14 protein-coding genes are annotated in these 17,810 nt (G+C 65.8%); 13 read left to right on the forward strand and 1 reads right to left on the reverse strand.

The genetic code is table 11. The features are described from left to right. Nucleotides 1-3: 3 nt before the first annotated feature. The 8 genes from gloB to ACWMMN_RS06595 all read left to right on the forward strand — a co-directional run bounded on the left by gloB (nt 4) and on the right by ACWMMN_RS06595 (nt 10,466). The gene (gene gloB, locus ACWMMN_RS06560; RefSeq protein WP_486423120.1) at nt 4-810 is read left to right on the forward strand and encodes a hydroxyacylglutathione hydrolase; all 807 of its coding nucleotides are present in this window, start codon (nt 4-6) and stop codon (nt 808-810) included. A 151-nt stretch (nt 811-961) separates the two neighbouring features. After that, complete coding sequence (locus ACWMMN_RS06565; protein WP_059235036.1) at nt 962-2,521, forward strand: transglycosylase SLT domain-containing protein; 1,560 nt, start codon at nt 962-964, stop codon at nt 2,519-2,521. A 158-nt stretch (nt 2,522-2,679) separates the two neighbouring features. Then, on the forward strand, nt 2,680-3,897 hold the full coding sequence (locus tag ACWMMN_RS06570) for an MFS transporter (protein ID WP_059235033.1): 1,218 nt from the start codon (nt 2,680-2,682) through the stop codon (nt 3,895-3,897). A 355-nt stretch (nt 3,898-4,252) separates the two neighbouring features. Then, nucleotides 4,253-5,398 carry a glutamine-hydrolyzing carbamoyl-phosphate synthase small subunit gene (carA, locus tag ACWMMN_RS06575; protein WP_059235031.1) on the forward strand — a complete coding sequence of 382 codons (1,146 nt, stop codon included), beginning with the start codon at nt 4,253-4,255 and terminating at the stop codon, nt 5,396-5,398. Between the two features lie 36 nt (nt 5,399-5,434). Beyond that, complete coding sequence (leuE, locus tag ACWMMN_RS06580) at nt 5,435-6,094, forward strand: leucine efflux protein LeuE (protein WP_486423121.1); 660 nt, start codon at nt 5,435-5,437, stop codon at nt 6,092-6,094. A 49-nt stretch (nt 6,095-6,143) separates the two neighbouring features. After that, entirely contained in the window at nt 6,144-9,398 is a 3,255-nt protein-coding gene (carB, locus tag ACWMMN_RS06585; protein ID WP_059235027.1) for a carbamoyl-phosphate synthase large subunit, read from the forward strand. Between the two features lie 118 nt (nt 9,399-9,516). Next, complete coding sequence (gene greA, locus ACWMMN_RS06590) at nt 9,517-9,993, forward strand: transcription elongation factor GreA (protein WP_059235025.1); 477 nt, start codon at nt 9,517-9,519, stop codon at nt 9,991-9,993. A gap of 14 nt (nt 9,994-10,007) precedes the next feature. Then, the gene (locus ACWMMN_RS06595) at nt 10,008-10,466 is read left to right on the forward strand and encodes a DUF4149 domain-containing protein (protein ID WP_021163361.1); all 459 of its coding nucleotides are present in this window, start codon (nt 10,008-10,010) and stop codon (nt 10,464-10,466) included. 48 nt (nt 10,467-10,514) lie between these two features. Here the strand turns inward: ACWMMN_RS06595 and ACWMMN_RS06600 are convergent, their stop codons facing one another. Beyond that, nucleotides 10,515-11,042 carry a YhbY family RNA-binding protein gene (locus ACWMMN_RS06600; protein WP_059235023.1) on the reverse strand — a complete coding sequence of 176 codons (528 nt, stop codon included), beginning with the start codon at nt 11,040-11,042 and terminating at the stop codon, nt 10,515-10,517. 193 nt (nt 11,043-11,235) lie between these two features. Here ACWMMN_RS06600 and ACWMMN_RS06605 point away from each other — a divergent pair, with 193 nt between their 5' ends. The 5 genes from ACWMMN_RS06605 (at nt 11,236) to pstS (ending at nt 17,807) form a co-directional block, all read left to right on the forward strand. Then, nucleotides 11,236-11,898, forward strand: coding sequence for an RlmE family RNA methyltransferase (locus ACWMMN_RS06605; RefSeq protein ID WP_059235021.1), 663 nt, complete (start codon nt 11,236-11,238; stop codon nt 11,896-11,898). A gap of 166 nt (nt 11,899-12,064) precedes the next feature. Then, on the forward strand, nt 12,065-13,963 hold the full coding sequence (ftsH, locus tag ACWMMN_RS06610; RefSeq protein WP_486423122.1) for an ATP-dependent zinc metalloprotease FtsH: 1,899 nt from the start codon (nt 12,065-12,067) through the stop codon (nt 13,961-13,963). A 78-nt stretch (nt 13,964-14,041) separates the two neighbouring features. Next, a complete protein-coding gene (gene folP, locus ACWMMN_RS06615) occupies nt 14,042-14,935 on the forward strand; it encodes a dihydropteroate synthase (RefSeq protein WP_448007459.1) in 894 nt (297 codons plus the stop codon). A 27-nt stretch (nt 14,936-14,962) separates the two neighbouring features. Further along, entirely contained in the window at nt 14,963-16,318 is a 1,356-nt protein-coding gene (gene glmM, locus ACWMMN_RS06620) for a phosphoglucosamine mutase (RefSeq protein WP_059235014.1), read from the forward strand. A 454-nt stretch (nt 16,319-16,772) separates the two neighbouring features. Next, the gene (gene pstS, locus ACWMMN_RS06625) at nt 16,773-17,807 is read left to right on the forward strand and encodes a phosphate ABC transporter substrate-binding protein PstS (protein WP_256085780.1); all 1,035 of its coding nucleotides are present in this window, start codon (nt 16,773-16,775) and stop codon (nt 17,805-17,807) included. Nucleotides 17,808-17,810 lie beyond the last annotated feature (3 nt).

Below are 17,810 nucleotides of genomic sequence, written 5' to 3' on the forward strand. Positions count from 1 at the left end.
CCCATGAACGAGCTGGAATACGTGCCGGTTCCGGCATTCGATGACAACTATATCTGGCTCGTCTCGGACGGCCGCGATGCGATCGCCGTCGATCCGGGTGAAGCCGCGCCTGTACGCCGGGTTCTTGCCGAACGTGGCTGGCGGTTGACCGCTATTTTACTCACGCACCACCACGCCGACCACGTCGGCGGTGTCGAGGCGCTGCGCAATAGCCAACCGGACAATGCTCCGCTGACCGTTTACGGCCCTGCGGCCGAAGCGATCGGTGTGGTCACGCGGCCGCTTGCGGGCGGCGATCGCGTGACGCTCGACGCACCGGCCGTCGAATTCGACGTGCTCGACGTACCGGGTCACACGCGCGGCCACATCGCCTATTTCCAGGCGGCCGGGCAGCGCAACGCGGCGCCGCACGTGTTCTGCGGCGACACGCTGTTCTCGTGCGGCTGCGGCCGCCTGTTCGAGGGCACGCCCGCCCAGATGCTCGCTTCGCTCGACGCGCTCGCGGCACTGCCGGGCGACACGCGCGTGCATTGTGCACACGAATACACGCTGTCCAATATCCGCTTCGCGCTCGCGTGCGAGCCGGGCAATGCGGCGCTTGCCGCGTGGCGCGACGAAGCGCAGGCGCTGCGCGCGCGCGGCGTGCCGACGCTGCCCACTACGATTGCACACGAGCGTGCCGTTAACCCGTTCATGCGGGCGGACAGCGCGGCCATTCATGCCACGCTCGAGGCCGAGCTGCACGAAACAGTGCCGGATCGTCTGGCGGCATTCACGCTGATGCGCGAGTGGAAAAACCGGTTCCGATGATGATTTCCGGAGGACTCCAAAGCTCAAGCGGTGTCTGTAAAAATTGCTCCAAATGTAGGATTTCGCTGAGTTTTCGGTGTTTTTATTGACGTGAAGCACGCACTTCCGTAGTATCGCCTGCAATTTCCAGCCGTCGGAAGCCGAGATTTTCATGCGACTTATATTGAGTGCGATGGTGGTCCTGCTACTCGCCGCTTGTGCGAGCCAGGCCCCTGTCGCCAACAACGCCGCCGATTCGCAGGCGACGTCCAACTACCTCCGTAAATCAGCCACCGCCAAAGAAACTGTCGACGTCGACAAGCAATCGGTCGGCGATCTGACCAGTGCCGACTCCGATCTGTGGGGGCGCATCCGCCGCGGCTTCCAGATGCCCGACCTGCAGAGCGACCTCGTCGACATGCAGACGACCTGGTACACGCAGCGGCCCGATTACGTGCAGCGCATGACCGAGCGCTCGCAGAAGTACCTGTATCACATCGTCGAGGAGCTCGAGGCGCGTCACATGCCGACCGAGCTCGCGCTGCTGCCGTTCATCGAGTCCGCGTACAACCCGCAGGCGCTGTCGGTCGCGAAGGCGGCCGGCATGTGGCAGTTCATGCCCGGCACGGGCCGCACGTACAACCTGAAGCGCAACATGTGGCAGGACGAGCGCCGCGACGTGCTCGCGTCGACGAGCGCCGCACTCGACTATCTGTCGCGCCTGCATGACATGTTCGGCGACTGGTATCTGGCGCTGGCCGCGTACAACTGGGGCGAGGGCAACGTGCAGCGCGCGATTGCGCGCAACCAGGCGGCCGGCCTGCCGACCGACTACCAGAGCCTGCGGATGCCGAACGAGACGCGCAACTACGTGCCGAAGCTGCAGGCGGTGAAGAACATCATCGCCAGCCCGCAGCAGTACGGGCTGGCGCTGCCGGATATCCCGAACCACCCGTACTTCGTGACGGTGACGACGTCGCGCGACATCGACGTGGCGGTGGCTGCGAAGCTCGCGAACCTGTCGCTCGACGAGTTCCGCTCGCTGAACCCGTCGTTCTCGAAGCCCGTGATCCTCGGTGCGACCGATCCGCAGATCCTGCTGCCGTTCGACAACGCGTCCGCGTTCGAGAAGGGCCTGAAGGCCTACAACGGCCAGCTGTCGACGTGGACCACCTATACGGTCAGCGAACGTGCGCGCCCGGCCGCGATTGCCGAAAAGATCGGCGTCGACGCCGATACGCTGATGTCGGTCAACAAGATTCCGGCGGGCATGCGCCTGAAGCCGGGCTCGACGATCGTCGTGCCGCGCGGCGATGACGACGACGAGGACATCAGCGCAGACGTCGCCGAAAACGGCGCGCTCGCGATGGAGCCCGACGTACCCGATACGCGCAAGATGCTGATCCGCGTGCGCCGCAAGCAGTCGATGGCGGCGATCGCCGGCCGCTACGGCGTGTCGGTCGGTCAGCTGAAGGCGTGGAACCGCACGCACCGCGATCTCGCGATGCCGGGTCAGGCGCTCGTGCTGCACGTGCCGGTCGGCCGTTCGGTGCCGGCGGAACCCGGTCCGGAGCGGATCGCGACATCGGCCGGCGGTGCGCACATCGAGCGCGCAAGCCTGGCAGTGGGCGGCAAGTCGCACGGCGCGAAGCGCGGTGCTGCAAAGCCGGCCGCCAAGTCGGCGAAGGCAGCGCCGGCCAAGGCTGCTACCCACAAGGGCAAGAAGAAGTAACGCGGCGGCCACGCGCAGCGGCCGGCCGGTCCGGTTCCCGCAATTGCGCTATCATCCGACGAATTGCGACGAAACGCCGTCACCGAGGTGACGGCGTTTTCGTTTGTGCGCGGCGCGGGGGCGCCGCGTCGCGCGTCTTCATATGACAAGGGGAAGTGATGTCGTCGGTGCAGGTGAGGGTGCTCGCGCTGTTTTCGGTCGGGTATTTCGTGTCGTATGTGTTCCGCGGCGTCAATCTGGGCTTCGCGCCGTTCGTCACGCACGAGCTCGGGCTGTCGGCTGCCGATCTCGGCCTGCTGACCAGCCTCTATTTCCTCGGCTTCGCGGGTGCGCAGATTCCGGCCGGCGTGATGCTCGACCACTTCGGCCCGCGCCGCGTGACGGCCGGCATGCTGCTGTTCGCGGCGGCCGGCGCGGCGGTGTTCGGCGCCGCGCACAGTCTCGGCACGATGATGGTCGGCCGGCTGCTGATCGGTGTCGGCGTGTCGGTGTGCCTCGGCGCGGCGTTCAAGGCGCTCGCGCAGCATTTCCCGGTCGGCCGGCTGCCGCTCGTCAACGGTCTCGTGATGGCCGTCGGCGGCCTCGGCGGCGTGATGGTCGGCTCGCCGCTGACCTGGCTGCTCGGCTGGACGAGCTGGCGCGCGATCTGTTTCGGTCTCGCGGTGCTGACGGTGGTCGTCGCGGCGTCGATCGGCCTGGCTGCGCCCGAGGCGCCCCGGGTACGCCACCAGGGCAGCCTCGTCAGCCAGTTCAAGGGCACGTGGCACATCCTGAGCAGCCGCGCGTTCTGGAGGATTTCGTCGTTCTCCATCGTCACGCAGGGCGTGTTCTATGCGATGCAGTCGCTGTGGGTCGGGCCGTATCTGCGCGATGTCGCCGGGTTCGATGCGCCGCACGCCGCGCGCCTCGTGTCGGTGCTCGGCTTCGCGATGATGGCCGGCTGCGTCGGCTTCGGCGCGGCGGCGCGCGTGCTCGAGCGGCGCGGCGTGTCGGTCTACGCATTCTGCGGCGTCGGGATGGCGCTGTTCGTCGCGACGCAGGTCGCGATCGTCGCGCGCGTGCCGCTGCCGCCGGCCGTGCTGTGGGCGGCATACGGGATGTTCGGCGGGGTTGGCATACTGACCTATGCGGTGATGGCCGGGCACTTTCCCGCTCACCTGATCGGCCGCGCGAACACGACGCTCACGCTCGTGATCTTCCTGCTGATTTTCGCGTTCCAGATCGGTGTCGGCGCGGTGCTGTCGCACTGGCCGGCGGTCGACGGCCGCTATCCGGCCGCCGCGCACTTCACCGCATGGGGCGTGCTGCTCGCGCTGCAGCTCGCGAGCGCGGTCTGGTACGTGTGGCCTGCGCGCGGCACTGGCCAAGCGCACTGATCCGGCGGTACGCTGACGGGTAGGGCGGCCGCGGAAACGGGGCCGCAGCGCGTTGCGCCGCGCGGCGCGTGCATGATCGGACGGCCATATCGATTGAAGATAAGGCCATTTTCAGGCTATAATTTGAAAGTTTGTGCTGATCAACCTCGCACCCTAGCGCCTACCTCATTCATCCCGTTCATCCGCCGCACGCCGCCTGCCGGGCGATGCCGCGAAGCCTCGTGCGCCACGCGCCGGGTTCGCGACTCGACAGCGCAGGCCGCGTCCAGCAAGCGACCACGCGCGCCCACGCAGCGCGGCGCTCGCGCGGCAGGGTAAACAGGTCGGCAGCAGGGTGTTCCCCAAGGAGCCTCCCGTGTTGCCGTCTTTTTCTCCCGCCTTGCTTGCACTCGCCGACGGCACGGTCTTTCGTGGTTATTCGATCGGGGCCGAAGGCCACACGATCGGCGAAGTCGTGTTCAATACCGCGATCACCGGCTATCAGGAAATCCTGACTGATCCGAGCTACTCGCGCCAGATCGTCACGCTCACCTACCCGCATATCGGCAACGTCGGCGTCAACGCCGAAGACGTCGAAGCCACGAAAGTCCATGCCGCCGGCCTGATCATCCGTGATCTGCCCACGCTCGCATCGAACTTCCGCATGGACCGCACGCTCGGCGATTACCTGCGCGACGAAGGCATCGTCGCGATCGCCGGCATCGACACCCGCAAGCTGACCCGCATCCTGCGCGACAAGGGCGCGCAGAGCGGCTGCATCCTGGCGGGCTCCGATGACGAAGCGAAGGCGATCGAGCTCGCGCGCTCGTTCCCGGGCCTCGCGGGCATGGATCTCGCGAAGGTCGTGTCGACCGCCAAGCCGTTCGAATGGAAGCAGACGGAATGGCGCCTCGAAGGCGGCTACGGCATGCAGGAAGCGCCGAAGTACCGCGTCGTCGCGTACGATTTCGGCGTCAAGTACAACATCCTGCGCATGCTCGCGGAGCGCGGCTGCCACGTGACGGTGCTGCCGGCACAGGCCAGCGCGGAAGATGCGCTCGCGCTGAATCCGGACGGCATCTTCCTGTCGAACGGCCCCGGCGATCCGGAGCCGTGCGATTACGCGATCGCGGCCACGAAGCAGTTCATCGAACGCGGCGTGCCGACCTTCGGCATCTGCCTCGGCCACCAGATCATGGGCCTCGCCGTCGGCGCGAAGACGCTGAAGATGAAGACGGGCCACCACGGCGCGAACCATCCGGTGAAGGATCTCGGCGACGGTCGCGTGGTGATCACGTCGCAGAACCACGGCTTCGCGGTCGACGCCGATTCGCTGCCGGCCAACGCACGCGTGACGCACGTGTCGCTGTTCGACGGCACGCTGCAGGGCTTCGAGCTGACCGACAAGCCGGCCTTCTGCTTCCAGGGCCACCCGGAAGCGTCGCCCGGCCCGCACGACATCGGCTATCTGTTCGACCGTTTCACCGCGCTGATGGACGCGGCGAAGCAGCGCAACGCTTAAGTCACTGACGCAACCGAAGGACGGGAGATTCGCATCATGTTCGGCCACGCACTCGGCATCACGGATATCTGGACCTACGTGTTCGGCGTGATCTTCATCATCCTGCTGCCGGGGCCGAACTCGATGTACGTGCTGTCGCTCGCGGCGCAGCGCGGCGTGAAGGCCGGTTATCGCGCGGCCTGCGGCGTGTTCGTCGGCGATACGGTGCTGATGGTGCTGTCCGCCGCGGGCGTCGCGTCGCTGCTGAAGGCGAACCCGCTGCTGTTCTCCGTCGTCAAGTACGGCGGCGCCGCGTATCTGCTCTACATCGGCATCGGCATGCTGCGCAGCGCGTGGCAGAAGCTGCGCGCGCCGGCGAATGCGCCGGCCGGGGCAGCGCCCGCGGTGGACGGCGAACGGCCGTTCCGCAAGGCGCTGATCGTGAGCCTGCTGAATCCGAAGGCGATCCTGTTCTTCATCTCGTTCTTCATCCAGTTCGTCGACCCGGCATTTCCGCATCCCGCGCTGTCGTTCGTCGTGCTCGGGGCGATCGCGCAATGCGCGAGCTTCCTGTACCTGAGCACGCTGATCTTCGCGGGCGCGCGGCTCGCCGAGCATTTCCGCCGCCGCCGCAAGCTTGCGGCAGGCGCGGCGAGCAGCGTGGGCGGCCTGTTCATCGGTTTCTCGGTGAAGCTTGCGCTCGCGACCATGAGCTGAGCGCTGCCGGCCGACCCACGACAACGATTACTTATTGAATTCACAAGCCATGCCAAAACGCACAGACATCAAGAGCATCCTCATCATCGGCGCCGGCCCGATCATCATCGGCCAGGCGTGCGAGTTCGACTATTCGGGCGCGCAGGCTTGCAAGGCGTTGCGTGAGGAGGGCTACAAGGTCGTTCTCGTCAACAGCAACCCGGCGACGATCATGACCGACCCGAACACGGCCGACGTGACCTACATCGAGCCGATCACGTGGGAAGTCGTCGCGCGCATCATCGAGAAGGAGCGCCCGGACGCGATCCTGCCGACGATGGGCGGCCAGACCGCGCTGAACTGCGCGCTCGACCTGCACCACCACGGCGTGCTCGAGAAGTTCGGCGTCGAACTGATCGGCGCGTCGCCGGAAGCGATCGACAAGGCGGAAGACCGTCAGAAGTTCAAGGAAGCGATGACCAAGATCGGTCTCGGTTCCGCGAAGTCGGGCATCGCGCATTCGCTGGAAGAAGCGACCCAGGTGCACGCCGAGATCATGGCGCTCACCGGCGGCAGCGGCTACCCGGTCGTGATCCGTCCGTCGTTCACGCTCGGCGGCTCGGGCGGCGGCATCGCGTACAACCGCGAAGAGTTCGAGGAGATCTGCAAGCGCGGTCTCGACCTGTCGCCCACGCGCGAGCTGCTGATCGAAGAGTCGCTGCTCGGCTGGAAGGAATACGAGATGGAAGTCGTGCGCGACCGCGCCGACAACTGCATCATCGTCTGCTCGATCGAAAACCTCGACCCGATGGGTGTGCACACCGGCGACTCGATCACGGTCGCGCCGGCGCAGACGCTCACCGACAAGGAATACCAGATCCTGCGTAACGCATCGCTCGCGGTGCTGCGCGAGATCGGCGTCGATACGGGCGGCTCGAACGTGCAGTTCTCGATCAACCCGAAGGACGGCCGCATGGTCGTCATCGAGATGAACCCGCGCGTGTCGCGTTCGTCGGCGCTCGCATCGAAGGCGACGGGCTTCCCGATCGCGAAGGTCGCCGCGAAGCTGGCGGTCGGCTACACGCTCGACGAGCTGAAGAACGAAATCACCGGCGGCCAGACGCCGGCGTCGTTCGAGCCGACGATCGACTACGTCGTCACGAAGATCCCGCGTTTCGCGTTCGAGAAGTTCCGTGAAGCCGATTCGCGCCTGACGACGCAGATGAAGTCGGTCGGCGAAGTGATGGCGATCGGCCGCACGTTCCAGGAATCGTTCCAGAAGGCGCTGCGCGGCCTCGAAGTGGGCGTCGACGGTCTCGACGAGAAGTCGACCAACCGCGACGAGATCGCGATCGAGATCCACGAGCCGGGCCCGGACCGCATCTGGTACGTCGGCGATGCATTCCGCATCGGCATGACGGCCGCGGAAATCTTCGCGGAAACCGCGATCGACCCGTGGTTCCTCGAGCAGATCGAGCAGATCATCCTGAAGGAAAAGGCGCTGTCGGGCCGCACGCTCGCGTCGCTGACGTTCGACGAGCTGCGCTACGTGAAGCAGAGCGGCTTCTCCGACCGCCGCCTCGCGAAGCTGCTCGGCGCGACGCCGGAAGACGTGCGCAAGCGCCGCGTCGAACTGAACGTGCGTCCGGTCTACAAGCGCGTCGATACCTGCGCGGCCGAGTTCGCGACGAAAACGGCGTACATGTACTCGACCTACGAGGAAGAGTGCGAGGCGCAGCCGACCACGAACAAGAAGATCATGGTGCTGGGCGGCGGCCCGAACCGGATCGGCCAGGGCATCGAGTTCGACTACTGCTGCGTGCACGCGGCGCTCGCGATGCGCGAGGACGGCTACGAAACGATCATGGTCAACTGCAACCCGGAAACGGTGTCGACCGACTATGACACGTCCGACCGCCTGTACTTCGAGCCGCTGACGCTCGAAGACGTGCTCGAGATCGTCGACAAGGAAAAGCCGGTCGGCGTGATCGTCCAGTACGGCGGCCAGACGCCGCTGAAGCTCGCACTCGACCTCGAGGCGCACGGCGTGCCGATCGTCGGCACGTCGCCGGACATGATCGATGCGGCCGAAGACCGCGAACGCTTCCAGAAGCTGCTGCAGGACCTCGGCCTGCGCCAGCCGCCGAACCGCACCGCGCGCGCCGAAGACGAAGCGCTCGCGCTGGCAGACGAAATCGGCTACCCGCTCGTCGTGCGTCCGTCGTACGTGCTCGGTGGCCGCGCGATGGAAATCGTCCACGAGCCGCGCGACCTCGAGCGCTACATGCGCGAGGCCGTGAAGGTGTCGAACGATTCTCCGGTGCTGCTCGACCGCTTCCTGAACGACGCGATCGAATGCGACGTCGACTGCATCTGCGACGGCGAAGCCGTGTTCATCGGCGGCGTGATGGAGCACATCGAGCAGGCTGGCGTCCACTCGGGCGACTCGGCATGCTCGCTGCCGCCGTACTCGCTGTCGAAGGAAACCGTGGCCGAGCTGAAGCGCCAGACGGGCGCGATGGCGAAGGCGCTGAACGTGGTCGGCCTGATGAACGTGCAGTTCGCGATCCAGCAGGTGCCGCAGGCGGACGGTTCGAAGCAGGACATCATCTACGTGCTGGAAGTGAACCCGCGCGCGTCGCGCACGGTGCCGTACGTGTCGAAGGCAACCAGCCTGCCGCTCGCGAAGATCGCGGCGCGCGCGATGGTCGGCCAGAAGCTCGCGCAGCAGGGCGTCACGAAGGAAGTCGAGCCGCCGTACTTCAGCGTGAAGGAAGCCGTGTTCCCGTTCGTCAAGTTCCCGACCGTCGATCCGGTCCTCGGGCCTGAAATGCGTTCGACCGGCGAAGTGATGGGCGTTGGCCAGACGTTCGGCGAAGCGCTGTTCAAGTCGCAGCTCGCGGCCGGTTCGCGCCTGCCGGAGTCGGGCACGGTGCTGCTGACCGTGATGGACGCAGATAAACCGAAGGCCGTCGAAGTCGCGCGCATGCTGCACGACCTCGGCTACCCGATCGTCGCGACGAAGGGGACGGCTGCCGCGATCGAAGCGGCCGGCGTGCCGGTGAAGGTCGTGAACAAGGTGAAGGACGGCCGTCCGCACATCGTCGACATGATCAAGAACGGCGAGATTGCCCTCGTGTTCACGACGGTCGACGAGACGCGCCAGGCGATCGCCGATTCGCGTTCGATCCGCATGAGCGCGCAGGCGCACAAGGTCACGTACTACACGACGATGTCGGGCGCGCGCGCGGCTGTCGAAGGTTTGCGCTACCTGAAGGATCTGGAAGTCTATGATTTACAAGGTCTTCACGCTCGCCTAAACTAAGCAGTCAGTTACCTGTCGAAGCAACACGTGCCGCGATTAGGCGGTGTTTCCAGTGCATCGGAAACGCGCTTAATCGCGGTGATTTTTTTTAAAGCCGTTTTTAGCGATTGAGCCGTTTATGAGCACCATTCCGTTGACAAAGCGTGGCGCAGGGCAACTGCGCGATGAATTGCAGCGCCTCAAGTCCGTCGAGCGGCCGGCCGTGATCAACGCGATCGCGGAGGCACGCGCACAGGGCGATCTGTCCGAAAACGCCGAATACGATGCCGCGAAGGAAAAGCAGGGCTTCATCGAGGGTCGCATCGCGGAACTCGAATCGAAGCTGTCCGCCGCGCAAGTCATCGATCCCACGGTGCTCGACGCCGATGGCCGCGTGGTGTTTGCCGCGACGGTCGAACTCGAGGATCTCGAGTCGGGCGACACCGTCAAGTACCAGATCGTCGGCGACGACGAAGCCGATATCGATCACGGCCTGATCTCGGTCAGCTCGCCGATCGCGCGCGCACTGATCGGCAAGTCCGAAGGCGACGTCGCGGCCGTGCAGGCGCCGAGCGGCGTGCGCGAGTACGAAATCATTTCGGTCAGCTACGTCTGAGACGGGGCGACGTGATGCCGCATCGCGTGTTCCGTCTGCTGTCGGCCGTGTGGGTCGGCAGCCTGCTGACGATCGGGTATGCGGTCGCGCCCGTATTGTTCAAGACGCTGGAGCGGATGACGGCCGGATCGGTCGCCGCCCAGCTGTTCCGTATCGAGGCGATCCTCGGTGTCGTGTGCGGCGTGCTGCTGCTCGCGTTGTCGAACCAGCAGGTGCGGCGCGGCAGCAGCGAATATCGCCGCGTGCGCTGGGTCGTTGCCGCGATGGTCGTGTGCGTGCTGGTCGGGTATTTTGCGCTGCAGCCGTTCATGAACGCGCTGCGGGTGGCCGCGATGGATGCGGGCACCGATATCGCGAACTCGCCGTATGCAAGCCGCTTCGGGATGCTGCACGGCGTCTCGAGCGTGTTCTATCTCGTCGAGAGCGTGCTGGGGCTGATGCTGATCTGGCGTCTGCCGGCGCGCGACGCCTGAGCGCCGCGCGGGCAGGGCGGCACGGGATGCCCCGTGCCGCATGCGTGATTACTTGTCCTGGAACGGCCGCTTGGTGCTGGCCTGGCGCTTTTTCGCACGCTTCACGGTGCCGCCGGCCGTCACGCGCTCGTTGCCGCGCACGACGACCTTCGTCGGCTTCGGGCGGCGCACGGGGCTCGCGTTCGGCGACACCTTGACGACCTTGACCGTGCGCGGTGCGCGGCCTTTCTTGTCGTCGACGGCTTCGGCCGCGCTCGGCAGCGTGCCGGCACGACGGCCGCGGGCCGGGGCCGCTGCGGCGGCTTCCGGCTTCCAGATCACCAGCAGCTTGCCGATGTGCTGGATCGGCGCCGCGCTCAGACGGTCGCAGATCTCGTCGTAGATCGCGATGCGTTCGTCGCGTTCGTCGCCGAACACGCGGATCTTGATCAGCTGGTGCGCATTGAGGTGCACCTTGATTTCCTTCAGCACGGCATCGGTCAGCCCTTCGGCGCCGATCAGCACGACGGGCTTGAGCGCATGGGCCTGGGAGCGCAGCGCGGAGCGCTCGGCGGGAGAAAGCGAAAGGGCGGGCATGGAAATGTCGAAATCTAAATAAGGGCGCGCTGACTGAATGGCGATTGCGGGAAGTTACCGCGTCAGCCGTGCGCCGAAACCACGTAAAATCGCGGCTTGGGCCCGAAAAGGGGCCGCAGCCGCGCGAAGAAGACGCGTATTATCCGCTAAAAGCGCGGCTTCACGAAGCAATTGGCAGCAATCTCTCTCTCGAATGGCAAAAAACCGCTTCAACCAGCACTGGCTGCACGACCACATCAACGACCCGTACGTCAAAATGGCGCAGCGGGAGGGCTATCGCGCGCGTGCCGCGTACAAGCTGAAGGAAATCGACGAACAGGACAAGCTGATCCGTCCGGGCCAGGTGATCGTCGACCTTGGCGCCACGCCGGGCAGCTGGAGCCAGTATGCCCGCAACAAGCTCGCGCAGGGCAAGAAGCGTGACGCGGAGCGCGAAGGCGGCATCGACGGCACGATCGTGGCGCTCGACATCCTGCCGATGGAGCCGATCGCCGACGTTCACTTCCTCCAGGGCGACTTCCGCGAGGACGACGTCCTCCAGCAACTCGAGGAAGTGCTCGAAGGGCGCGAGGTGGACCTTGTTATTTCCGACATGGCCCCCAACCTCTCCGGCGTGGCCTCGGCAGACGCGGCGCGCATCGAGCATCTCTGCGATCTGGCGCTCGAATTCGCGCAGAACCATCTGAAGCCGGACGGTGCGCTGCTCGTGAAATGCTTTCACGGCAGCGGCTACAGCCAGATCGTCGAGAAGTTCAAGCAGCAGTTTAAGGTTGTCGCGCCGCGCAAGCCCAAGGCATCCCGCGACAAATCGTCCGAAACGTTCATTTTGGGTCGGCAGCTGAAGCATCCGCGTTGATGCGGGGCACGATGCCGCAAACGGGCTCCGGCCCTTGCCAGACAAGCGAAGCGCTATCGCGCCGGTTGTCAATGCTTATGGCGAGGGTGGTCGGACTGGATTAGAATGACCGAGGGGCGCCGCAAGGAAAATGTAGGCGCTCGTCTACGAGTGAAGGAGTGGTGCTTTGAACAACAATATGTTTTCGAAGGCAGCGGTGTGGCTGGTGATCGCACTGGTGCTGTTTACGGTGTTCAAGCAGTTCGACAAGCCCCGCGTCCAGGAAGGCGTGTCCTATTCGCAGTTCATGGACGACGCCAAGAGCGGCAAGGTCAAGAACGTCATCGTTCAGGGGCGTAACCTCACCGTCACTCCGGCTGATGGCCAGAAATACCAGATCGTGTCGCCCGGCGACATCTGGATGGTTGGCGATCTGATGAAGTACGGCGTGCAAGTCAGCGGCAAGGCCGACGACGAGCCGAACGCGCTGATGTCCGCGCCGTACTACCTCGGGCCGACGATCCTGATCATCGTGTTCTGGTTCTACATGATGAGGCAGATGCAGGGGGGCGGCAAAGGCGGCGCATTCTCGTTCGGGAAATCGCGTGCGCGGCTGATCGACGAGAACAACAACGCGGTGAACTTCTCCGACGTCGCGGGCTGCGACGAAGCGAAGGAAGAAGTGTCCGAGCTCGTCGACTTCCTGCGCGATCCGCAGAAATTCCAGAAGCTGGGCGGTCGCATTCCGCGCGGCGTGCTGCTCGTCGGTCCTCCGGGTACCGGCAAGACGCTGCTGGCCCGCGCGATCGCGGGTGAAGCGAAGGTGCCGTTCTTCAGCATCTCGGGTTCGGACTTCGTCGAAATGTTCGTCGGCGTCGGCGCGGCCCGCGTGCGCGACATGTTCGAGCAGGCGAAGAAGCATGCACCGTGCATCGTGTTCATCGACGAAATCGACGCGGTCGGCCGTCATCGCGGCGCCGGCATGGGCGGCGGCAACGACGAACGCGAACAGACGCTGAACCAGATGCTCGTCGAAATGGACGGCTTCGAGGCGAACTCGGGCGTGATCGTGATCGCCGCGACCAACCGTTCCGACGTGCTCGACAAGGCGCTGCTGCGTCCGGGCCGTTTCGACCGCCAGGTCTATGTCGGCCTGCCGGACATCCGCGGCCGCGAGCAGATCATGCGCGTGCACCTGCGCAAGGTGCCGATCTCGAACGACGTCGATGCCGCAGTCATCGCACGCGGTACGCCGGGCTTCTCGGGCGCCGATCTCGCGAACCTCGTGAACGAGGCAGCGCTGTTCGCCGCACGCCGTGGCAAGCGCATCGTCGAGATGCAGGATTTCGAGGACGCGAAGGACAAGATCTTCATGGGTCCGGAACGCAAGTCGGCCGTGATCCGCGAGGAAGCGAAGCGCGCAACCGCCTATCACGAGTCGGGCCACGCGGTGATCGCGAAGCTGCTGCCGAAGGCCGACCCGGTGCACAAGGTCACGATCATTCCGCGCGGCCGTGCGCTGGGCGTCACGTGGCAGCTGCCGGAGCATGACAACGAGACGTACTCGAAGGACTACCTGATGGATCGCCTCGCGATCCTGTTCGGTGGCCGCGTGGCGGAAGAGCTGTTCATGAACCTCGTCAGCACCGGCGCGTCGGACGACTTCAACAAGGCAACGCAGACGGCGCGTGCGATGGTCGCCCGGTTCGGCATGACCGATGCACTCGGGCCGATGGTCTACGTCGACGACGAGAACGACGCATCGCCGTTCGGCCGTGGTTTCACGCGCACGATTTCGGAAGCGACGCAGCAGAAGGTCGACTCGGAAATCCGCCGCGTGCTCGACGAACAGTACAGCCTTGCGCGGCGCCTGCTGGACGAAAACCGCGACAAGGTCGAAGCGATGACGGCTGCGCTGATGGAGTGGGAAACGATCGACGCCGATCAGATCAACGACATCATGGAAGGCCGTCCGCCGCGCTCGCCGAAGAGTTCGCCGGCTGTTGGCGGCGATTCGTCGGGCGGTGGCAGCAGCGCCGAGGTCAAGCCCGGCAACGCGCCGGCGCCGGCTTCGCCGGCGGCGTAATCCCTCCGCTTTAGCACCGTTCACGGGCTGGTGTGGCTTCACACCGGCCCGTTTTGCATTCATCCACGCCAGTCGCTCGTGTCCGATTCCGCAGTGTCCCCGTCCATTCCCGCGCCACTCCAGTGCGGCCGCTTCGAGCTGACGTTCGAACGCCCGCTCGTGATGGGCATTCTCAACGCTACGCCCGATTCGTTTTCCGACGGCGGCCGCTTCCTTGCGCGCGACGATGCGTTGCGCCAGGCCGAGCGGATGATTGCCGAAGGTGCGGACCTCCTCGACATCGGCGGTGAATCGACGCGCCCCGGCGCGCCGCCCGTGCCGCTCGACGAGGAGCTCGCGCGCGTGATCCCGCTCGTCGAGGCGCTGCGACCGCTGAACGTGCCGCTGTCGATCGACACCTACAAGCCGGCCGTGATGCGCGCGGCGCTGGCCGCCGGCGCGGACCTGATCAACGACATCTGGGGGTTCCGCCAGCCGGGCGCGATCGACGCCGTGCGCGACGGCAACAGCGGGCTGTGCGCGATGCACATGCTCGGCGAGCCGCAGACGATGCAGATCGGCGAACCCGACTACGGCGACGTCGTGACCGACGTGCGCGACTTTCTCGCCGAGCGCGCGCAGGCGCTGCGCGATGCAGGGGTGGCGGCGGAGCGGATCTGCGTCGATCCCGGCTTCGGGTTCGGCAAGGCAGTGGTCGACGACAACTATGCGCTGCTGGCCGCGTTGCCGGACACGGCGCCTGCGCGGCCCGACGGGCGCGCGTATCCGATACTCGCGGGCATGTCGCGCAAGTCGATGCTCGGCGCGGTGATTGGCGGCAAGCCGCCGCTGGAGCGCGTCGCGGCGAGTATCGCGGCCGCATTGTGCGCGGTCGCGCGTGGCGCCGCGATCGTGCGCGTGCACGACGTCGCGGCGACGGTCGATGCACTGAAAGTCTGGAATGCCGTGCGCGAAGCCGCGCGGCAACGATAAGTCAGAAAACGAAGGAGGAAGGACCCCATGGGACGTCGATATTTCGGCACGGACGGCATTCGCGGCACGGTGGGCGACGCGCCCATCACGCCGGATTTCGTATTGCGCCTCGGCTATGCGGCCGGCAAGGTACTGGCCGGCTCGGCCGACGTCGCGGCAGGCTCGCGTCCGACCGTGCTGATCGGCAAGGACACGCGGGTGTCGGGCTACATGCTCGAAGCCGCACTCGAGGCCGGGTTCTCGGCGGCCGGCGTCGACGTGATGCTGGCCGGCCCGATGCCGACGCCGGGCGTCGCCTATCTGACGCGCGCGCTGCGCCTGTCGGCCGGCGTCGTGATCAGCGCGTCGCACAACCCGTATCACGACAACGGAATCAAGTTTTTCTCGGCTGACGGCAACAAACTGCCCGACGACACCGAAGCCGCGATCGAAGCGTGGCTCGACAAGCCGCTCGAATGCGCGTCGTCCGACGGTCTCGGCAAGGCGCGCCGCCTCGACGACGCAGCCGGACGCTACATCGAGTTCTGCAAGAGCACGTTCCCGGCCGCGTTCGACCTGCGCGGGCTGAAGCTCGTGATCGATTGCGCGCACGGCGCCGCGTACCAGATCGCGCCGCACGTGTTCCACGAACTCGGCGCGGATGTCATCCCGATCGGCGTCGCGCCGAACGGCTTCAACATCAACGACGGCGTCGGGGCGACCGCGCCGGACGCGCTGGTGCGTGCGGTGCGCGCGAACCACGCCGATCTCGGCATTGCGCTCGACGGCGATGCGGACCGCCTGCAGGTCGTCGACGCGGCAGGGCGCCTGTACAACGGCGACGAGCTGCTCTACGTGCTGGTGAAGGACCGGATCGCGACCGACGGCAAGGTCGACGGCGCGGTCGGCACGCTGATGACGAACCTCGCCGTCGAAGTCGCGCTGCAGCGCGAGGGCGTGAAGTTCGTCCGTGCGGCGGTCGGCGACCGCTACGTGCTCGAGCAGTTGCGCGAGCACGGCTGGCAGCTCGGCGCGGAAGGGTCGGGGCACATCCTGTCGCTCGACCGGCACTCGACCGGCGACGGCATCGTGTCGGCGCTGCTCGTGCTGGCCGCGCTGAAGCGCAGCGGCCGCACGCTCGCGCAGATGCTCGACGGCGTCACGCTGTTCCCGCAGAAGCTGATCAACGTGCGGATGAAGCCGGGTGCCGACTGGAAGGGCAGCGCATCGATTCGCGCGGCGATCGATGCAGCCGAAGCCGCGCTCGCCGGCAGCGGCCGCGTGCTGATCCGCGCCTCGGGCACGGAGCCCGTGCTGCGCGTGATGGTCGAAGCGCAGCAGGCCGCCGATGCGGTGCGCCACGCAGAGACGATCGCGGACGCGGTGCGCGCTGCGACAACCTGAAGCAGGTTGCCGGTGCGGGGTGGGGTTGCCGCCCGCGCACCGGCATCTCGCGAGACGGCAAGCGGCGCCCTCGAGGCGCCGTCATTTCGTCAGACGCAAAGGTTTGCGATATTAATAGAAGCGTGTTTCCACGCACGCATTCGTTCGACCAGATAAATACTCCGACCCCGAATCTCCGGCCGCTGCCGGCGGGGGCTTCCCGCGCTGCCGACGCTGCGCTACGATCCGCCGGCGCACCCGCGAAACGGGTGCCCGCGACGTCCTTCCCGGGCAGGCAATTCTTGCCGCCATTGCCGCTTCGCCGCCGTCCAGACAGCGCCCGCGCAGCGCCCGCTACTCCCTTTCAACCAGTCATGTTACTGTCACGCCAGTTTCATCGATTGTCACATTACCGTCATGAGCAGCCCCTAACCTTCGCGGTGCCGTAGTCATCCGCTCACACACTGGAGGTCTCATGAAATTGATGCAAACCGCGATTGCCGGCCTGGCTGGCGCGCTTTTCGCCGTCGCCGCCCACGCTGCCGACATCACGGGCGCAGGCAGCACGTTCGCGATGCCGATCTATACGAAATGGGCTGCCGACTACCAGCAGTCCGGCGGTTCGAAGGTCAACTACCAAGGTATCGGCTCGTCGGGCGGCCTGAAGCAGATCGTCGCGAAGACGGTCGATTTTGCCGGTTCGGACGCTCCGCTGAAGGATGACGAGCTCGCGAAGGAAGGCCTGTTCCAGTTCCCGACGGTGGTCGGCGGCGTGGTGCCGGTCGTCAACGTGCCGGGCCTGAAGGCCGGCGAACTGACGCTGTCGGGCCCGGTGCTCGGCGACATCTACCTCGGCAAGATCAAGAAGTGGAACGACCCGGCGATCGCCGCGCTGAACCCGAAGGTCAAGCTGCCGGATACGGACATCGCCGTGGTTCGCCGCGCTGACGGTTCGGGCACGAGCTTCATCTGGACGAACTACCTGTCGAAGGTCAACGACGAGTGGAAGTCGAAGATCGGCGAAGGCACGACGGTCAACTGGCCGACGGGCACGGGCGGCAAGGGCAACGACGGCGTCGCAGCCTTCGTGCAGCGCCTGCCGGGCGCGATCGGCTACGTCGAATGGGCGTACGCGAAGAAGAACAACATGGTCTACACGGCCCTGAAGAACTCGACGGGCACGGTGGTCGAGCCGAAGACGGAAACGTTCAAGGCCGCTGCTGCAGGCGCGAACTGGTCGAAGTCGTTCTACCAGATCCTGACGAACCAGCCGGGCAAGGAAGCATGGCCGGTCGTCGGCGCGACGTTCGTGCTGCTGCACGCGAAGCAGGAAAAGCCGGAGCAGGGCGCCGAAACGCTGAAGTTCTTCAGCTGGGCGTTCAAGAATGGCGAGAAGGCTGCTGACAGCCTCGATTACATCTCGCTGCCGTCGGCTGTCGAGACGGAAATCCGCAAGCAGTGGAAGGCGAAGGTGACGGACGCTTCAGGCAAGCCGGTCGCCGCCGAGTAAGCA

It is taken from the genome of Burkholderia cepacia complex sp. TUM26381, from assembly GCF_057439935.1.